The organism is Candidatus Poribacteria bacterium (genome assembly GCA_026706025.1).
Classification (GTDB): domain Bacteria; phylum Poribacteria; class WGA-4E; order WGA-4E; family WGA-3G; genus WGA-3G.
Genome location: JAPOZO010000020.1, coordinates 157949 through 175063 on the forward strand (window position 1 = coordinate 157949; position 17115 = coordinate 175063).

General features: G+C 49.0%; 13 protein-coding genes. 5 read left to right on the plus strand and 8 right to left on the minus strand.

Going from position 1 to position 17115, the window contains the following annotated elements:
- The first annotated feature begins 6 nt into the window (after window positions 1-6).
- From OXH00_04605 to OXH00_04620, 4 genes are all read left to right on the plus strand, one after another.
- A complete protein-coding gene (locus OXH00_04605; GenBank protein ID MCY3740279.1) occupies window positions 7-1131 on the plus strand; it encodes a Gfo/Idh/MocA family oxidoreductase in 1125 nt (374 codons plus the stop codon).
- The gene (locus OXH00_04610) at window positions 1132-1980 is read left to right on the plus strand and encodes a fumarylacetoacetate hydrolase family protein (protein ID MCY3740280.1); all 849 of its coding nucleotides are present in this window, start codon (window positions 1132-1134) and stop codon (window positions 1978-1980) included.
- 250 nt (window positions 1981-2230) lie between these two features.
- Complete coding sequence (locus tag OXH00_04615) at window positions 2231-3157, plus strand: Ig-like domain-containing protein (protein ID MCY3740281.1); 927 nt, start codon at window positions 2231-2233, stop codon at window positions 3155-3157.
- A gap of 103 nt (window positions 3158-3260) precedes the next feature.
- Window positions 3261-5021, plus strand: a complete 1761-nt coding sequence (locus OXH00_04620) for an alpha-amylase family glycosyl hydrolase (protein MCY3740282.1) — start codon at window positions 3261-3263, stop codon at window positions 5019-5021.
- Window positions 5022-5111: 90 nt separating this feature from the next.
- Here the strand turns inward: OXH00_04620 and OXH00_04625 are convergent, their stop codons facing one another.
- The 6 genes from OXH00_04625 to OXH00_04650 form a co-directional block, all read right to left on the minus strand.
- Window positions 5112-5828, minus strand: a complete 717-nt coding sequence (locus OXH00_04625) for a cytochrome P460 family protein (GenBank protein ID MCY3740283.1) — start codon at window positions 5826-5828, stop codon at window positions 5112-5114.
- Between the two features lie 385 nt (window positions 5829-6213).
- Window positions 6214-7884 carry a tetratricopeptide repeat protein gene (locus tag OXH00_04630; GenBank protein ID MCY3740284.1) on the minus strand — a complete coding sequence of 557 codons (1671 nt, stop codon included), beginning with the start codon at window positions 7882-7884 and terminating at the stop codon, window positions 6214-6216.
- 4 nt (window positions 7885-7888) lie between these two features.
- Window positions 7889-8860 (minus strand): SurA N-terminal domain-containing protein, encoded by a 972-nt coding sequence (locus tag OXH00_04635; protein MCY3740285.1) that lies wholly within the window; start codon window positions 8858-8860, stop codon window positions 7889-7891.
- A 1-nt stretch (window position 8861) separates the two neighbouring features.
- Window positions 8862-10031, minus strand: a complete 1170-nt coding sequence (locus OXH00_04640) for an L-rhamnonate dehydratase (protein MCY3740286.1) — start codon at window positions 10029-10031, stop codon at window positions 8862-8864.
- A gap of 156 nt (window positions 10032-10187) precedes the next feature.
- On the minus strand, window positions 10188-11414 hold the full coding sequence (locus OXH00_04645; GenBank protein ID MCY3740287.1) for a superoxide dismutase family protein: 1227 nt from the start codon (window positions 11412-11414) through the stop codon (window positions 10188-10190).
- 52 nt (window positions 11415-11466) lie between these two features.
- On the minus strand, window positions 11467-12813 hold the full coding sequence (locus OXH00_04650) for a hypothetical protein (protein MCY3740288.1): 1347 nt from the start codon (window positions 12811-12813) through the stop codon (window positions 11467-11469).
- 167 nt (window positions 12814-12980) lie between these two features.
- Here OXH00_04650 and OXH00_04655 point away from each other — a divergent pair, with 167 nt between their 5' ends.
- Window positions 12981-13829 (plus strand): acetoacetate decarboxylase family protein, encoded by an 849-nt coding sequence (locus OXH00_04655; GenBank protein MCY3740289.1) that lies wholly within the window; start codon window positions 12981-12983, stop codon window positions 13827-13829.
- Between the two features lie 3 nt (window positions 13830-13832).
- Here OXH00_04655 and OXH00_04660 read toward each other — a convergent pair whose 3' ends face one another.
- Together OXH00_04660 and OXH00_04665 are read right to left on the minus strand one after the other, a co-directional pair.
- On the minus strand, window positions 13833-14669 hold the full coding sequence (locus OXH00_04660; protein MCY3740290.1) for a 3-oxoacyl-ACP reductase FabG: 837 nt from the start codon (window positions 14667-14669) through the stop codon (window positions 13833-13835).
- A 77-nt stretch (window positions 14670-14746) separates the two neighbouring features.
- The gene (locus OXH00_04665; protein MCY3740291.1) at window positions 14747-16702 is read right to left on the minus strand and encodes a hypothetical protein; all 1956 of its coding nucleotides are present in this window, start codon (window positions 16700-16702) and stop codon (window positions 14747-14749) included.
- Window positions 16703-17115 lie beyond the last annotated feature (413 nt).

Consider the following 17115-nt stretch of genomic DNA (forward strand, 5'->3'; position numbering starts at 1 on the left):
AAATTGATGACATTACAAGTAGGCATTGTCGGTTGTGGCGGGATTAGTAAAAGCCACGCCGCAGCGCACGCGAACTTGGAAGGGATTGATCTCGTCGCAATGTGCGACATCAATCGCGATGCCCTCAACAACCGCGCCGATGAATACGGGGTCTCAAAACGATACGCTGACTATGAGGAGATGTTTGCACAGGAATCCCTTGATATCGTAAGTGTGTGTACACATGCCCCGCTACATGCCCCGATTGCGATTGCTGCCGCAAAAGCAGGCATCCACGTTTTATCTGAGAAGCCGTTGTCTGTTGATTTAGAAACAGCCGATCAGATGCTTGCGGCGTGTCGTGAGGCAGGTGTACACTTGGCTGTCAGTCATCAATTTCGATTTACACCGCTCTTTCGGCACGCGAAAGTCTTGATTGATGCAGGCAAAATCGGTGAACTCCGTTCAATTCGGGAAGTCGGCAAAGGCCGCGAAGCCGGGTTTGAACTGATGGAAATGGGGGTCCACTATTTTGACGAGATGGATTTCTTCTTGGACGGTATCTCTTGGATCCAAGCACATATTACCTATCAAGGACACGATGTAACGGACGCAGACATTATGCACAGCAGTGAATTGTGCAAAACCGACCGCCGCGACAACGGCATCGTCGCAGGCGATACGATGCTTGTGCATATTGGTGGCGCGAGTGGTGCCTACGGTATTATGGAACTTTATTGCCGCGAACCGAGACATGGATGGATGATGGGACCCCATCTGCTCGGTTCGGAAGGACAACTGATGATAAAACCGAGCCCGGACACAGGTATAGATGAGATGTGGTACTGTCCCTTTGATGTCTCGTTTGCAGCACACACACCCGTATGGGAACGGATAGAACTTGATGCGTCAGCATTTCTCATCTCTGGAAAAGCGTGGCAGTCTCGCCACACTATCTGGAGTGCAAAAAATATGCGAGACGCAATTCTTAACGGAAATCAACCAGAACTCGGCGGACGCAACGCACTTACATCCCTTGAGTGTGTGAGTGCCACCTACGTATCCCATTTTAGTGGAGCGAAGGTGCATCTGCCGTTAAAGGAGCGGAACCATCCGCTTGCAAAACGTCTTAACACAGGAGCAAATAACTGAATGAAATTTGCATTCTTTAATGACTATCAGCTCGGTGTAATAACAGCAGATGGAATTGTTAACATCAGCGATGCCCTGACTGGTATTTCGCATCATACACCGCAAGAATTGATACGGATGGTGATTGAGGATTTCGATAATCTACGTCCAGCAATAGCGGATGCTGCTGAAAATGGAACTGCTACCGCTTTAGACAGTGTTAGTTTCAAAGCCCCGCTACCGCGCCCAGGTCAGCTCGTATGCCTCGCTGGCAATTACATTGAGCCGGACAGCCCGTCTCGCGGTGAGTTTAACGCCTTTCTAAAGTCGCCAACCGGTATCGTTGCCACAAAAAACACGGTCGAATTACCAGAAGCAGATGTTACTGTATTCCATTTTGAACCCGAATTGGCAATCGTCATCGGCAAAACAGCGAAACATCTCTCCGAAGAAAATGCCTTAGACTGTGTATTCGGTTATACGCAATTCATTGATGTGTCTGCACGGGGGCTACCCGGTGGATTCTTCTTAGGGAAAAGTTGGCATACGTTTGCCCCGATGGGACCCGCGCTCATCACCGCTGACGAAGTGGCTGACGGGAACGCCCTCGGCGTGCAACTCTGGATCAATGACGGGTTGCAACACGATTTTTCCACGAATTCCATGGCACGCTTCATTCCAGAATTGCTGGCAGAGGTGACCAACGTTGTAACACTGGAACCGGGGGATGTCGTCTCTACAGGCACACATCATGAGGCACTCACCGCTGTTGGTGACGGAGACACAGTGAGATTGGCGGTAGAAGGCTTCGGTCCAGACCTCACTGTCTCTGTCCGAGACCCGTTAAAGCGGACAAGTTGGCGCGGTTAAGGCTTTACCGAGCAAGGGTTTGCTTGTAAATTCGGAAAAAATGTTGACAACTTTACCAATTTAGGTGTATAATAATTTAAGGTGTAATTTAGAGGCTTCCTTCTAATCCACGAGATTCTACTTTGTAGTAGCAAGTTTTGGAGACCAGTCAGCTGCGCGACTTCTTTACAGCAAGTTTTGGAAATCAGCAAGCTGCACCAAAACCGCGGTACGGAATGAGACTTTTTCTGACGATAAGGAGACTGAATTAATGAAAAAACCCAGAAATATAGCCGTTCTGGCTATCCTCACGATTGTCTGCGCGTGGATGGTAGGCTGCGGCGGCTGTAATCCAGAACCGCTGCCGAGCGGGATGAACCCCACACAAGGACCCGAAACCGGTGGGACAACCGTCCAGATTACCGGCGAAAAATTTGATATGAAAAATGGGGTAACCGTGACGTTCGGCGGGAAAAACGCTACAAGCGTGACGGTTCCAAGTGAAACCCAAATTACGGCAGTGACACCCGGCGGCATGGCAGGAGAATCCGTCTCTGTTGTCATTACCAACAAAGGGAAACCCGAAGTCCCGGTCACGCTTTCACAGCAGTTTACATACACCGACGCAACACCACCAACCGTGACGATGAACGAACCCGCTGATGGCACAGTCATCTCTGAATATGAGGATTCACTCAATGTGATGAACAGCGTGTCGGTCTCGTTTAGTGAAGCCGTCAATAGCGATAGCGTCTCAATAAGTGTAGCCGTCGCGAAAACGGAAGATTCGATGAGCGAACCGATGGATGCAACGCTGGCAGGGACAGTGAGTGGGACTGGCGATTCTGTAATGTTTACATCCGACATGCCGATGCGGGCAGGGCGGATGTACACCGTCACCGTCACCGGGGCTGCCGATATGGCAGGCAATACCCTCGTAAGTCCACATAGCTTCAGCTTCAGCATTACCAGTCCGGAAAAACTTGACAGATACCGTGTCCAAGAAGAGGATATTCAGGAAGCAAATGGCGAAGCGGCTCTCAAACGCATCGCTGCACGTCCTGAGATTTTCGATAACCCAGAGATGTGGGAACGGTTAGTCGCAGCGAACCAAGATGATTATATCTTTGACCGGACGAAACTGAGTGTCGGACAACGCTTATGGATTCCACGCGGGGCCGCTTGGGGCGATAAATAAGTCAATTCGTAACGGAAATAAAAAAGCCGTGTACTCGCGACACGGCTTTTTTTGTTGCTTGGAACATGCAACAAATCACACGATTAGGACAACAGAGGATATTATGTTTGGCTCCCAAAAGGATTTTGATAATCGGACCGCTGAATACCGAAGCAATTTAGGAGGCATTAAGCATCTGCACCGATTGGGTAGGCAGTCTGAATCGCCGACGCGCCCTCAACCCGACCAACCCATCACGCTCCACGTGACAACATCTGGCGGTATCGCTTACGATTCGGTTCGCTGTTGGATGAATGTAAATGGTGAAGAGATTACATTTGAATTCGTCCCAGGCGAATCCGCATGGAATACACTTGAATGGCGATATGTTCGCTATTGGCGCGGGCAGGTCCCACCGCAAGCAAGCGGCGCGACATTACACTACCGCATCGGCGGACGCGTCGTAGGGACGGATAGATGGATCTTCGCGGATAATCAAGCGCGCGTGTTATCGGAAGCAACCGAATTCGCTATCTCAGTTGATGATTACGATACCCCAATGTGGGTACGTGATGCCGTTATCTATCATGTTTTCTTGGATCGTTTCTATCCGGGTGACGGTGTCTCGTGGAAAGAACCGACAAATCTCTCCGGGTTTTTCGGTGGAACGCTCCGCGGTGTAATTCAGAAACTTGACTACATTCAATCCCTCGGATGCAACGCTATTTGGCTCTCACCACTCTTCGCAAGCCCAACACACCACGGCTACGATGCAACAGACTACTACACCGTTGAACCCCGATTCGGCACGAACGCGGATCTAATCGAACTGATTAAAAAAGTGCATCAGCGTGGGATTCGGGTTATTTTGGACTTTGTTGCCAATCACTGGTCCAACCAACATCCGACATTTCAAGCAGCACAACGTGATGAAAACAGCGAATACCGAGCGTGGTACACATGGCAGCGGTGGCCCGATGAATACACAAGCTTCTTCGGTGTGAAGGGGATGCCCCAATTAAACTTAAGGCACAAACCCGCAAGTGACTACCTATTAGCGTGTGCCCAGTATTGGCTAAAAAGCGGCGTTGATGGTTATCGGCTTGACTATGCACCCGGACCGCCGCACACTTTCTGGGCAGACTTTCGCCAAGCATGTAAAGAGGTGAATCCTGATGTTTTTCTTGTCGGGGAGGTGGTCCGTCACTCGGAAGGAATAGCCGCTTACGTTCCGCACTTTGATGGATGCCTTGATTTTCTGCTTGCGGATGCACTCCGACGAACCTTCGTCCTTGAAACTTCTACACTACTGGAGTTTGAAGCATTTTTAGCGGCACATGAGGCTTACTTTCCACAGGATTTTTCACTCCCAGCGTTCTTAGACAACCACGACATGACACGCATCCTCTATTCGGCAGGTGAAGATAAGGCAAAGGTCCGGTTGGCAGCATTAGTGCTGTTCACACTTTCCGCGCCACCGATAATTTACAACGGTACTGAAGTAGGCGTTTCGCAACGAAACCCGCTTGGACGCTTTGAGGAAGCACGTTTGCCTATGCTATGGGAAGATAAACAGGACAAAGATTTGCTAACCTATTTCCGACGTTTGGGTGCATTAAGAAAACAGTTTCTGGTACTCGCTTCCGGTAAGCGAGAGGTTGTCCATCTAAATGTTCAACAAGGAACTTACGCCTACCTACGCGCTTCAGAAACCAATTCTGTCTTGATCGCATTGAATACAAGTCGGTGTACGCAAACGATTGAAGTTCCAAATGTATTGTTCCAAACTTCCGCCAAAGACCTGCTCAATGAGAATCAAGTGACAGTATCAGAAGATTCCGTAAAGGTCTTGCTCGCAGCACAAAGTGGTGCATTTATCGCCTAAGACATTGGTAGAAAGGAAAAAGGGGATCGGCAACTATAGAATGTTGTTACCGGTCCCCTTCTTATTTGAAGGTGTTGTGAGATAGAACTACTAGGCACCGTTACCAGCACCAGCACCGTTGCCATTACCACCATTGCCATTACCACCATTGGCATCAGCGTCAGCATCAGCATCAGCATCAGCGTCAGCATCAGCATCGGCATCAGCGTCAGCATCAGCATCAGCATCAGCATCAGCATCGGCATCAGCATCAGCATCAGCGTCAGCATCAGCGTCAGCATCAGCATCAGCGTCAGGCGTTTCTGGTGTCTCAACAGCTTTCATGGGAAGCGACACAAAGACACTGTCAGTTGCAACTGGTACCGATACCGAGGCTTTTGCGTGGCAATCGTGACATCCTTGAGCCATTTCCACGGTAAGCTGGTGTGGCATCATTAACTCTTCTGTCTCTGAAGCACGCTGGGTTGCACCGTACATCCATCCGTTATGCGCTGCATACATCGGGTCGTCGCTTTTCATCATCGTTACGACTTGCATAACAAACATCTCGGTAACATCCATGACTTCCTTGACAATCATGGTACCTACCGGATACTCTGCGGGGGATACTATGCCTGCCCTATTCGCCATGGCACCAACTTCGTTGAAATAGACAGTGCGACTGCCCATGCCGTGTGCTGCACCAGTTCCGCCAGGATTCATAGCTGCAGCAGCTTCCTCTACGGTCATCGTCGGTGCTGGAAGCTTAACATGATCCCATGACTTGTGCGCGGCCTCTTCCATCGTCGTTTCCATTGCCGTTTCCATGGGTGCTTCCTCGGTAACCGGATCATCTAAACCAGGCTGCATCCGGCCGCAAGATAGGAAAGCCATACAACCAACCAAAATGATAGACAAAGCTATCTGAAATCTAAGCATTATAATGCTCCTTCCTCTGTATTTGAAAAAGAATTGACGAAGAGTTTCGAGCTTAATGCAACAAAGCTCATTCATTTCAGAATTTAACTCTTCTGGTTTATGTATACACAACCTTATTAAATAGTACTATACTTCGTTTTAATTTTCAAGAAAAAAATAATATTATAGTAGATTCTGTAATTATTTATACACTCAGCATCGGTGCGGTTAGGAAACCGCACCTACCGGGGGTTGAAAGTGTGTATTTATTTTTGGAATTTACTATAAAGAGTCACTACTTATCGGTTTTTAGAATTTGTGCGCGAATTTTTAGGACATAAGGGTGTTTACGGGCTTGCGTAAAAGCCACTTCAATTTCACGTTTCGCATCGGACACACGCTTGAGGCGGTAGTAGACAAAGGCAAGCGTGGCACGGTGTGCCGGTCGGTTATCCCTTTTAACGACAGTCTCCGCAAGTGTAAGTGCCTCAGCAAGTTTCCTATTTTCCATCGCGAGTAGGGATGCCAACGCTTCTTTCGGAAATGGCACATCCGGGGCAAGTTGGATCGCATGACGGAAATCGGTTTCCGCAAGGTCAGACGCATGCTGTTTTTGGTAAATCTTTCCACGCCATAAATAACCGGGTGCCCATGTCGATGCGTGTTCTATTCCCATCGTAAGTGCTTGCTCGGCCGCTGCTAAGTCTCCCGAGTGCTCATATAAATTGGCGAGTTGCACGTAGGTATCCATAAAATCAGGATTGTGTTTGATGAGCGTGAGATAGTGTGCTGCGGCATTCGTCACGTTTCCGAGCTTACCTTCTATCATGCCGAGATGTAAAAGTGCCTGACGGGAGGTCGGCTCTACGGTTAGAACACGCTGATATGTCTGCTTCGCGGCTGCCAGTTTGCCGAGTTGCATCTGGACATACGCATAATCTTTAAGTGCTGACATAAACGTATCGTCCGTTTCAAGTGCCTTCTTGAGAGGTTCTAAGGCACGCTGCAGCTGCTGTTTCTCAATGAACCAATGGGCTTGACGGAGATAACGTTCAGCAAGTGTTCGGCGGTACCGCGCTTCAGAGGCTTCGGCTGCTTCACTGTTTCCCATACCGCGGAGGACATCTGTGAGTGATTTGTGAAATGTGGGTTCGTCCGGCGCGTGTTGGATAGCATGTTTGTAAAAATGACGGGCAACATCAAGGTGTCCACGGCTTACGCCTACCTCACCGCGTCCGAACGCCGCACTCGCAAGCGTTTCGTCTTGGGTGAGTGCTTCCCTAAATACGGCATCGGCTTCGTCAATACGGTTGAGTTTGAGAAGGACATGCCCAAGATTGTTGTATGCAGCAGTTGTGTCCGGCTGCAGTTGCACAGCGACGATATAGTATCTGCGTGCCTGCTCTAAATTCCCACGCTCGGTTTCAATTTGTCCTAAAGCCACATACCACGCCACCGGTGCGTCCTCACCAGCACCTTTGATGGCTTTTTGGAACCACATGTCGGCTTCATCAAGCTGCTTATTGCGATGATACGCCGCAGCAAGTTTGGCTTGTACGATGAATCGCAGGCGCGCGATCGCGATGTCGGCGTGCTGTTGCGTTGAGAGGCGTTGCAAGGCACGTTGGAAAGCAGTAATCGCGGTCGGATAGTCTTTCAGTTTTGCGGCGGCATCTCCTTTACCAATATGAGCAATCGGCAATTCTGGTGCCTCTTCAGTGAGGACTTGATATAAATGGAATGCCTCCTGCCACTGTTCGGCTTGAAAGGCGCGTTGTGCGTCTTTCAACTGCTCCTGAAACGTTTTAGGATAGGCTGTTATATCCCCTCGCAATATATCTCCAGACACCCATGTGGCGAACATAAACAGAAGCATGCCGATGACGCAATGCTTCCACTTCACCTGAGGAACAGTCCCGCGTGATCGTCTATTTTCGTGATGAATCAAACCCTGATGATCCCACATTTGTTTATTCTACCTCGTTTTCCGTTCGCGTCAGTTCATCATCTAAAATATGCCAGGTTTTCTCTTCTTTCTGTCTGGTTAACCACGTTTTAAACGCTTTTTCTGCTTCCGCTTGTCGAATCCGATCTGTGATCTCCTCACTGACCTCTGAATATGCTTTTTGATACGCCGGGTTATGCCGAATGCGTTCAACAATCTGGTATCCTTGCGCGACCATGATCGGTTGACTTCGCGCAGAAGTTTTCAATTCGGTTACAATGTTCCCCAACGGCGTGTCTGTCTCAACTGTCGAGACCGAAAATCTAAGTGTCAGCTGCGTCTCGTAAGTTTTACGCACCGCCTCAAATGTTTTCCCTTGCTGCAAATGTGCACTGAGTTGGTGTACCAGGTCCACCATGTTCTGATCTTCCGCTTCTGATATATCTGCAGGAGCGACTATAAGGAGCGAGTTGAAGGTGACCGTGGGGGGGACGACAAATTCGGCACTATTCATATCATAGTGTGATTTGGCTAATTTTTCGACTTCTGCACTGTTGACAGCATTGAAAAATTTACGCCGGAAAAATTCATCGTAAATGAGCTGTTCATAAACCCACATTTTCAAGGTTTCGGTTTCCAACCGGTAGTGCTGTAAAACGCTCTGGAAATCTGCCATAGAAGCATGCCTTGTGCGGATCTCCGTAATCTTTCCCGCAACTTCATCATCGCGCTCGGCAACCACAATTCCGATTCGGTCCGATTCTTGTAAGACGAATTTACGGTTGATGATAGTCTCTAACACGGCGCGTTTTTCGGCAGATGTTGGTGCCTCGGCACGAGGCTTCCCCATGATAGCAGCGATACGAAATTCATTTTCGAGTTCGCTGCGCGTGATAGCATCCGTATTGACAACCGCGATAACCGAATCAATAAGCACTTGCGCGTTCGTGTTACCGCCGATACAAAGCAAGAGAAAACAAGTGATGTAGCGCAGCATATTATCGCGGATTTCTCGGTGTCAACCACTCCTCTTCAATATGCAGACCGAGTCCAGGCCCGTTGTTTGGAGCGATATAACTATCTGTCGGGAGAGTTTCGCCTTCAAACAACTTTGTCTCCTCCAACGGCACACCCGGTGGGACACCGAGATAGTATTCTACCCAAGGTGTATTTGGCATCGCAGCAGAAAGATGGAGTCCAGATTGTCGGAGACCACCCCCGTGAAAAATAACAGTCAGTCCTGCAGCGTCTGCGAGATGACAGATTTTGACGCATTCGGTGATGCCACCTACCCAGAAGGTATCGGGTTGCAAGATGTCCAAGCATCGTCTCTCAATAATCTGTTGAAACGGGAAGCGAGTATAATGATGCTCGCCACTCGCTAAACTCACCCAATCAACAGCCTCTCTGACCTTCACTAAACCGTCAATGTCTTCGGGGATGAGGAACTCCTCGATCCACTTGAGACGATACGGACGGAGCCGGTGTGCCAAGCGGATGGTGTAATCGACATCAAACGCCATATAACAATCAAGCATAATCTCAACATCATCGCCAACGGTCTCTCTCGTTTTTGCCACCAGTTTTTCGTTCTCTTTCAAGCCCCATTCGCCGTCTACGGGTCCATACGGACATGCTAACTTTACTGCCTTGAATCCGAGCTCCAACTGCCAATCGGTATCGTTACCCGTGGCGTAAGCGAACATCTTCTCACGCAAGGGGCCACCGAGGAGTTCATAGACAGGTTGGTTCTTAATCTTGCCGTTCAAATCCCATAGGGCAATATCAACCCCGCTCATCGCACAACTCGTTAAACCCTGTGAACCGTAGGGTTTGGACATACGGAACATCATATCCCAAATCTTCTCAACGGCGAAGCAGTTTTCGCCAATCAGCATCGGTGCGAAATGCTCATCAATAATCGCCGCGACCGGTGTACCGAACGAAGTTTCACCTATCCCCCAAGTTCCGTCTTCAGCGGTGACTTTGACGTAGACGGTATCCCACTTCGGCATCCAACTCGAACGGTGGCGTTTGTATTGCGGGTAGCGCGACATCGGGTTCGCGACTTCGGCGTGTGCGTTCCACGCTTCACGGCGCGGCTCCGTGCGTTTGATGTCTCGCGGTGGTACGTTGATTCGGACGGTCTGTATGTCTTTGATTTTCATACGCTTACTCCGTTGAAGGTTTGTGGCATCGTAGCATAACTCGATGTTTAATTCAAGGGGTTTGCCAAGAATGATAGGGTTGTTCAGTTTCGACTTTTTAAGCAATTTGATTGGACGGTCGTGACTGGGGAGGCCCCTCCTACAGCAGAGATAATTTTATTTTATCAACTCAATCAAACCACAGCCAATCCGAGCTCCGCCGCCTGTCCTAACTTGTACGTCTTTAAGCACGTTAACAATCCACACACCAAACGCCACATCGTCCCCTTGGAAATAGCCTAACATCCACGCAGTCGTCCGTGCATCCAGAAACGTGATGAGGAGTTGGTTGTAACCCACTAAGTCTGTAGGGTTCTCAAAATCGATGCCGGATGAAATGTAGAGGTGTGTTAACCGCATCCGCATCTCCTGCTCAAATGCTTCAGGTGCTTCGGTCGGAAAGGTTTGGCGATACTGATTGGTGAAGAAATCGGGATCGATAGGCGTGCCTTGAGAACGAAAAAATTCGTGGTAGGCAGCTAAGCTGCGCTGTTCACTTGCCAAGAGTGCTTGAAACTCCGGCGATTCTGTCATCTGAATCACAGGCAAAAACGCCAGGTCCAGCAGTTGTTCAGCGGTAAAGAAACAATTCAGCAGTAGTTCCGACGGGTCATGGCTATGCTGATCCACGGTTTGACCCGGAAGATGGTGATCGAGTTCCAAGTCAACTTGTTGACCAAGTACCGTCAGCGTACAAACGTGTGCGGCTTCCGCCATCGCCATTTCCGTTTCCATCTGCATCTGTGCCATATTGTGGGTATGCCCGGCTGTGCCTGCATCAGCGGTAGGCATCTCTGACATCGCCATTGCTGTATGGTGTGCATGGGGATTGGTCTGGAACGTGTCGCCTGTTTCGTGGATAAGTAACAGTTTACTGAGAATATCGGTATTCGGATCGCCGCCAAGCGACCAGAGCGGCGTTTTAAATTCTAAGACACCTGTTCCATCTTCACCAACTGGAATGTTGCCGATTTCACCGACACCGATAGGCGGTGCCTCAGGTGTCGCCTCGGCGACGGGGATACCGACTGTCCCTGCGGGAACCGCCATAGGATGCCAATGTGGGCCCACGTCGGCGCAGGTGCCTTCGTGGAGATGCGCTGCGTGCAAACCGGGGACCGCATGCTGAATCTCAATCCTGACGTGAACTGCTCCATCCATTTCCGTGAACGCGGCTTTGCCCGTCAGACCGCTTCCGTCTTTCTCAGAGATGACGGCAACTGCGACTTTTTCAGCAGGTTCCGTGGGAATAACCTGTGTCGGAATTCTTTCACAACTGCTCAGAAGACATGCCGTGATAATGAGCGTTATTAACGCTGCGTGCGTGTTGTATTTTATGCGCATAGATAGTTAGGTTATCCTTTCAGTTTTGTGGAGTGCTGGTAAAAAACATTTATCATAACCCGAAAGCGTATTGCCAACCGGCAACGATTATCCAGTCGAATTCGGAGATATAGACATCGGTAAGGTACAGGAAATTGCGCGAACCCACAACGACTGTCCAGTCGAGTTTCATCTGTGCCCCATCGGGATTCTGATCAAGAGGGTATTGCCAACCGGCGACGATTGTCCAGTCGATATAGTGAAGTAGCATGAAATTTTGCCAATCGGGAAGGGTTGTTGCGTCGAGTGCCATCTGCAGTCCGTCAAGGTTTTCATAGACAGGCATCTGGAATTCAAAAGTGAACCGTTGGCCTGCTAAAATTCCGCCGGGTGTGTCGGGGAAGATGAAGTTCACACCGGCGGACATGCTTCCGCGCCTCCCCCCTTGAAGATTTGGATCCATCGTCGGAGATGTATAGTCAGATCGTGTCGTTCCGGTGAGTGCGGCGTACCTATCGTGGGATACCATCTCTTCTTCCGAGGTGAACGTGGTAATGTTCCCCCAATTTTCAAATGAACCGCGGAGGTAAATGCTAAGAGAGTCGTTAAGCCTGCGTGCACTCCAAAGCGTGGAACCGATAGTGGGTGCTAATCTGTAATCGCGCTTGTTTTTGTTGAGCCGGATCGCACCGCGTGCTTGAGCACCATAAGACCAAGCACCGTGCGTTGCTGCAAAGGTGAGTCCCGGTCTGAGTTCAAAGGAGCCAGATCCCACCTGCATCGGGTAATGAAGACCGGTTACGCCGGTGCTGCTGGTGTACGCGCCTCTTGCAGAAATAATAGATCCTGTCGGTATAGAGACACCGGCGTTGAGGCGGAGATCGGCGTTTGACGCGTTGAGCAGTGGAATGAGGGCGGCAAGTGTAATATCCCCGAATCCGGCGATCGTCCCTGACGGATCTCCTATGATGTGATGGTGTCCTACGGGCCCGTCTCCTCCGGGACTGTGGAGGTGTGCCCCTTTCATTTGTATGAAGTTGTTCCGATAACTCATCATTGCCATGAGCGTAATCCTGTCGTGCGGAGCAAACATCGCTCCGAACATGTGCGTTCGCATCCGCATTCTGACGGGTACCATCAGGTAGTCGTCAAGTGTTTCTTCGATTGAGATGGCGTTCCCGTCTTGAAGTCCGTCCATTGCCATCTCGATGGAACGGTATGACAACATCATCTCTCCTGCCCTGTGCCCATGGTCTCCCATAACACCGAGTGGTGGATAGCTATCAGGGCGAGCGGCGGCTATCTGCTCAGTCGATTCTTTTTTTGATGCGGCGTGAGTGCCATTCGCAAATACGTTTACGATGTTTCCACAGAGGAAAAGAATGAGGAGAACAAGGCTCCCCTTTTTATCCGTTTTCATAAAATGATCGATTCTGTTTTAGAGATATAGTTGTATTGGAAGGTATTATATCATATTTCTCGCACAAAATCCATATCCGATCAGAGCCATCAGGTTTATACTTTAGGCTTGACATTCCACTCTATATTGATAGAATAGAAATATATCACATACATGGAGGGAATGAGATGGGATATAAGTTCGATCCGAAAGCAATGTACCGGATGCCGACGCATTTTGGACCGAGGACAGGCCCGAGATACGGACCCGATGGCAGAAAATTTGAGTGTAAAGATAACCCGAAATCAACGTCAGTTTCGGTGAGTTTCCTGACAAATAGCGAGCAATTGGAGGCTTTTCTACCGCCGGGATTTTCGCTTAACGGTGAACCCGTCGTATCCGTGTCAGGCGGCTACATGAAAGAAATTGAGTGGTTGGCAGGACGCGGTTATAATACCCTCGGTGTTAGTTTTCCAGTCGTTTTCGAGGGTGAAGTAGACCGAGCGACGGGATCGTTTTTGACAGTGCTCTGGGAAAATCTGACAGATCCGATTTTGACGGGACGCGAGGAATTAGGTTTCTCCAAAATCTATTGCGAACTGCCAGATCCGCTGACGTTTAATGGTGAGACACACTGTACCGCCAGTTGGCTCGGCTTTAAGTTTATGGACATGCACGTCCGAGCGACAGAACAGGTTCCAATACCAACCACGTCCCCTTCACCGCAACAGACGACTGGCGAACAACCGCTCACCGGCACGCTCCATTATAAATATATGCCAAGAACCGGCGAATGGGGCACTGCCGACGTTACTTACGCCGTGCTAACGCCTGCGAGTACCCCGAACCGAGTTGTGAAGGAGCATTGGCGCGGTGAAGGCACAGTGCAATTCCACAAAGCGCGCTGGGAAGACCTACCGACACAATACAACATTGTCAACGCCTTCCACGAATTGGAAGTCAAGGAGTGGCGTGGCGCGTCTATCGTCAAAACAGTCGGTGGGAAAGACCTCAGTGATCAACGCATCTTGCGTTAATTTTCAGTCCATCACTGTGCCGCCTGAAACAGTGATAGAGACCCCTGAAAGATAAGCGGCTTCGTCTGAGGCGAGGAAAGCAGCCATCTTGGCGACATCTGCTCCCTCGGCGAGTCGCCCAAAGGGTACATTTGCTTCGGATTGGCGTGTGTATTCCGAGAGTTGCTCATCAGCGGAAAGATTATCCGGCATTAGCACAGATGCCAGATGTGTAACGCGTTCTGTGTCTACAAGTCCAGGACAAATGGCGTTGACGTTGACCCGATAAGGGGCAAGTTCACAGGCGAGCGATTGTGTGAAACCGATCACAGCGAATTTCGAGGCACTGTATGCGGCAAAGCGCGCTGACCCGCGTTTCCCAGTAACAGAAGACATATTGATGATTTTACCCCCGGTTCCCTGCGCAATAAGATGGCGTGCCACCGCTTGTGAACAGAGGAATACGCCTTTCACATTGACCCGCTGGACTCTGTCCCAATCTTCTTCAGTCAGATCTACGACAGGCACACGATCCTTACCAGCGATTGTTCCGGCATTGTTGACGAGAATGTCGATTTTACCGAAGTGTGCAACGGTTTTGTCAACCATCTCTTTTACCTGTTCTGCGTCCCCAACGTCCGCGACAACGCTGATGGCATGTCGTCCCATCGCTTCAATTTCGTGAACAACATCAGGTAAACCCTGCCATTCTGTCTGATCTGCAGCGTAGGGATGCTCGGTGATGTCATTAACAGCAACATCAGCACCCTCTTTCGCCAAGCGCGTCGCAATTGCCCGTCCGATGCCATTTTTGCCTCCCGCGCCTGTTACCAAAGCGACTTTTCCATGTAGGTTGTACATTCAGATATAACTCCCTTGAATTGTATCATTTATTTCTGTAGTTTCCCCTATGGAACTAAACTTTCTGTCCTGTGAAGTTACCAGAGGAATGGCAAAAGTGCCCATAAATAGATAATAACCTCTGTTGACTTCAATACGATCGACCTCAATACCGATGTAGGGGAAGGAATATACCAGAGTAGAATTGTCCCGTCGTAACTCACGCTGGCGATCGTATTTCCATCTGGAGAATACACAACGGATGTGACATCTGATGTATGTCCCTCAAGTGTAAATTTATGTTCCCCTGTCGTGCTATCCCACAAGTGTATTACCTCCCCACTTCCGCTTGCGATTGTTTTTCCATCTGGAGAATATACGAGAGAAGATATAGTAGCTATTTGCTCGAATTTTGATGTTGTAGTTCTGGCGACTCCTGTGGCAACATCTAATAACTGCAACCCTTTAAAACCAGCCCCACTTGCGATTGTTTTTCCATCCGGGGAATACGCTATTGACTGAGAACTGTTCCTACCCATACGTGTACCTATTTCCCATCCAGAGTTGATATCCCATAAACGTATTGTCTTATCACGACTTGCACTTGCGATTGTTTTTCCATCTGGAGAATATACTACCGAATTGACCGCACCTGTATGCCCATTGAATATGGATGCGGTGCTTGTCGCAGGCTCCCATATCCTAACCGTTTTATCTCCACTCGCGCTTGCAATTGTCCTACCATCTGGGGAATAGCATATACTACTGATATATCCCGTATGCCCTCTGAGCATTCCCAACTGATGTTCTATGGTAGGATTCCACAACCGAACGGTTGTATCCCCACTTGCACTTGCGATTGTTTTTCCATCTGGAGAATATGCTACAGATGTGACATTATCTGTGTGTCCTCTAAGTGTTGCTTTGTGTTCTCCGGTCGTTGCATCCCACAATCGCACTGTGTGGCTATAATCCCCAGTTGCGAGAGTCTTACCGTCTGGTGAGTACGCCACAGTATAAAAAGCACTGGTATGTCCGGCGAATGTTGCTGTGTGTTGTCCGGTCGTTGTGTCCCATAAACAGACCGTCCCGTCCCAGTTTGAACCTGTTGCGAGGGTTTCTCCGTCCGGAGCATAGGTTAAAGACTGAACCCATCCGGTATGTCCTCTGAGCGTCGCTTTTTGCTGCTCTGTAGCAACATTCCACAACCGTACAACGCTGTCGTAACAAGCACTTGCGAGGGTTCTACCATCCGGGGAATACGCTACGGAAGAAACACGTCCCTCATGTCCTTTGAACGCTGCTTTCTCCTGTCCTGTGGCAGCATCCCACAACCGTACGGTTTTGTCATCACTACCACTTGCGATTGTTTTTCCATCCGGAGAATATACTACAGAGTGAATAGCCTCTATATGTCCTCTGAGTGTTGCTTTGTGTTTTCCTGTAGTGGCATCCCACAGCCGAACGGTTTTGTCCCCACTCCCACTCGCAATAGTCGTACCATCCGCGGAATACGCCACGGCATAGACATAACCCGTGTGTCCTCTGAGGGTTGCTTTATTTTTCCCTGTAGCGGCATCCCACAGCCGGACGGTCTCATCCCTACTTACACTGACAATAGTCCTACCATCCGGAGAATACATTACGGAAAAGACTCTCTCTGTATGTTCTTTGAGTGTTGCTTTGTGTCTCCCTGTGGTTGCATCCCACAGATTTACTTCCCAATGCCCGAATCCACCACTGGCAATTGTTCTGCCATCAGGTGAATACGCTACAGAAAAGATGGAACCGATGTATCCAGTGTCTCTAGCGAGTAGATTTAGTGCTTCCCCCCTCTGTGTATCATAAATCCAAATTCCAATGTCGGTTGCTGCTGCCAAACGAGTCCCATCTGGGGAATACGCGATTGCTTGTATTGAACCCTTACCAAATCGGGCTTTGGCACCTTTTGGTAAACGCAATTGTGTATGCGGTTGGTACTGGGCGAAAGTATCGGTTAAACTTACGGATAGAACAATGGGCAGGATTAACCAGAAAAAGATTTCCCGTTTCATGAAGATGTCTTCCTCTTTCACGTTCACCGACGTGAGTTCGAGAAAAAATAGGAGTATGTTTCATACAAAGCACGGTTATCGTGTAATGTTTATTATATCACTTTTCTGCAAGATTGACGATTTTTTTCTTCGCGATGTACGTACTTTTCAAAGGATAGAATATTGGGTTTCACTGATTTTCAACAGAAAAGTTTCTCTTTAATTTTAAATGTTACTATAAATAGCCCTATTAGACAGCCCAAAAACCTTTGATTTTTCGTGGAACCTATGATATACTTTGTAATATATTTCCTACCTTGTACACTAACAACACTAATCGGAGAGAACAATGAGGAAAGAAGTTTCAACAACGGAATTACATCAGAGGCTTGGTGAATTGCTCGACGGAGTCTACCGAAATGGGGATCGGCTGA

Coding starts and splice junctions, on each gene's coding strand:
- OXH00_04605 (MCY3740279.1), top strand. CDS start 7: ATGACATTACAAGTAGGCATTGTCGGTTGTGGCGGGATTAGTAAAAGC.
- OXH00_04610 (MCY3740280.1), top strand. CDS start 1,132: ATGAAATTTGCATTCTTTAATGACTATCAGCTCGGTGTAATAACAGCA.
- OXH00_04615 (MCY3740281.1), top strand. CDS start 2,231: ATGAAAAAACCCAGAAATATAGCCGTTCTGGCTATCCTCACGATTGTC.
- OXH00_04620 (MCY3740282.1), top strand. CDS start 3,261: ATGTTTGGCTCCCAAAAGGATTTTGATAATCGGACCGCTGAATACCGA.
- OXH00_04625 (MCY3740283.1), bottom strand. CDS start 5,828: ATGGAAACGGCAATGGAAACGACGATGGAAGAGGCCGCGCACAAGTCA.
- OXH00_04630 (MCY3740284.1), bottom strand. CDS start 7,884: ATGTGGGATCATCAGGGTTTGATTCATCACGAAAATAGACGATCACGC.
- OXH00_04635 (MCY3740285.1), bottom strand. CDS start 8,860: ATGCTGCGCTACATCACTTGTTTTCTCTTGCTTTGTATCGGCGGTAAC.
- OXH00_04640 (MCY3740286.1), bottom strand. CDS start 10,031: ATGAAAATCAAAGACATACAGACCGTCCGAATCAACGTACCACCGCGA.
- OXH00_04645 (MCY3740287.1), bottom strand. CDS start 11,414: ATGCGCATAAAATACAACACGCACGCAGCGTTAATAACGCTCATTATC.
- OXH00_04650 (MCY3740288.1), bottom strand. CDS start 12,813: ATGAAAACGGATAAAAAGGGGAGCCTTGTTCTCCTCATTCTTTTCCTC.
- OXH00_04655 (MCY3740289.1), top strand. CDS start 12,981: ATGGGATATAAGTTCGATCCGAAAGCAATGTACCGGATGCCGACGCAT.
- OXH00_04660 (MCY3740290.1), bottom strand. CDS start 14,669: ATGTACAACCTACATGGAAAAGTCGCTTTGGTAACAGGCGCGGGAGGC.
- OXH00_04665 (MCY3740291.1), bottom strand. CDS start 16,702: ATGAAACGGGAAATCTTTTTCTGGTTAATCCTGCCCATTGTTCTATCC.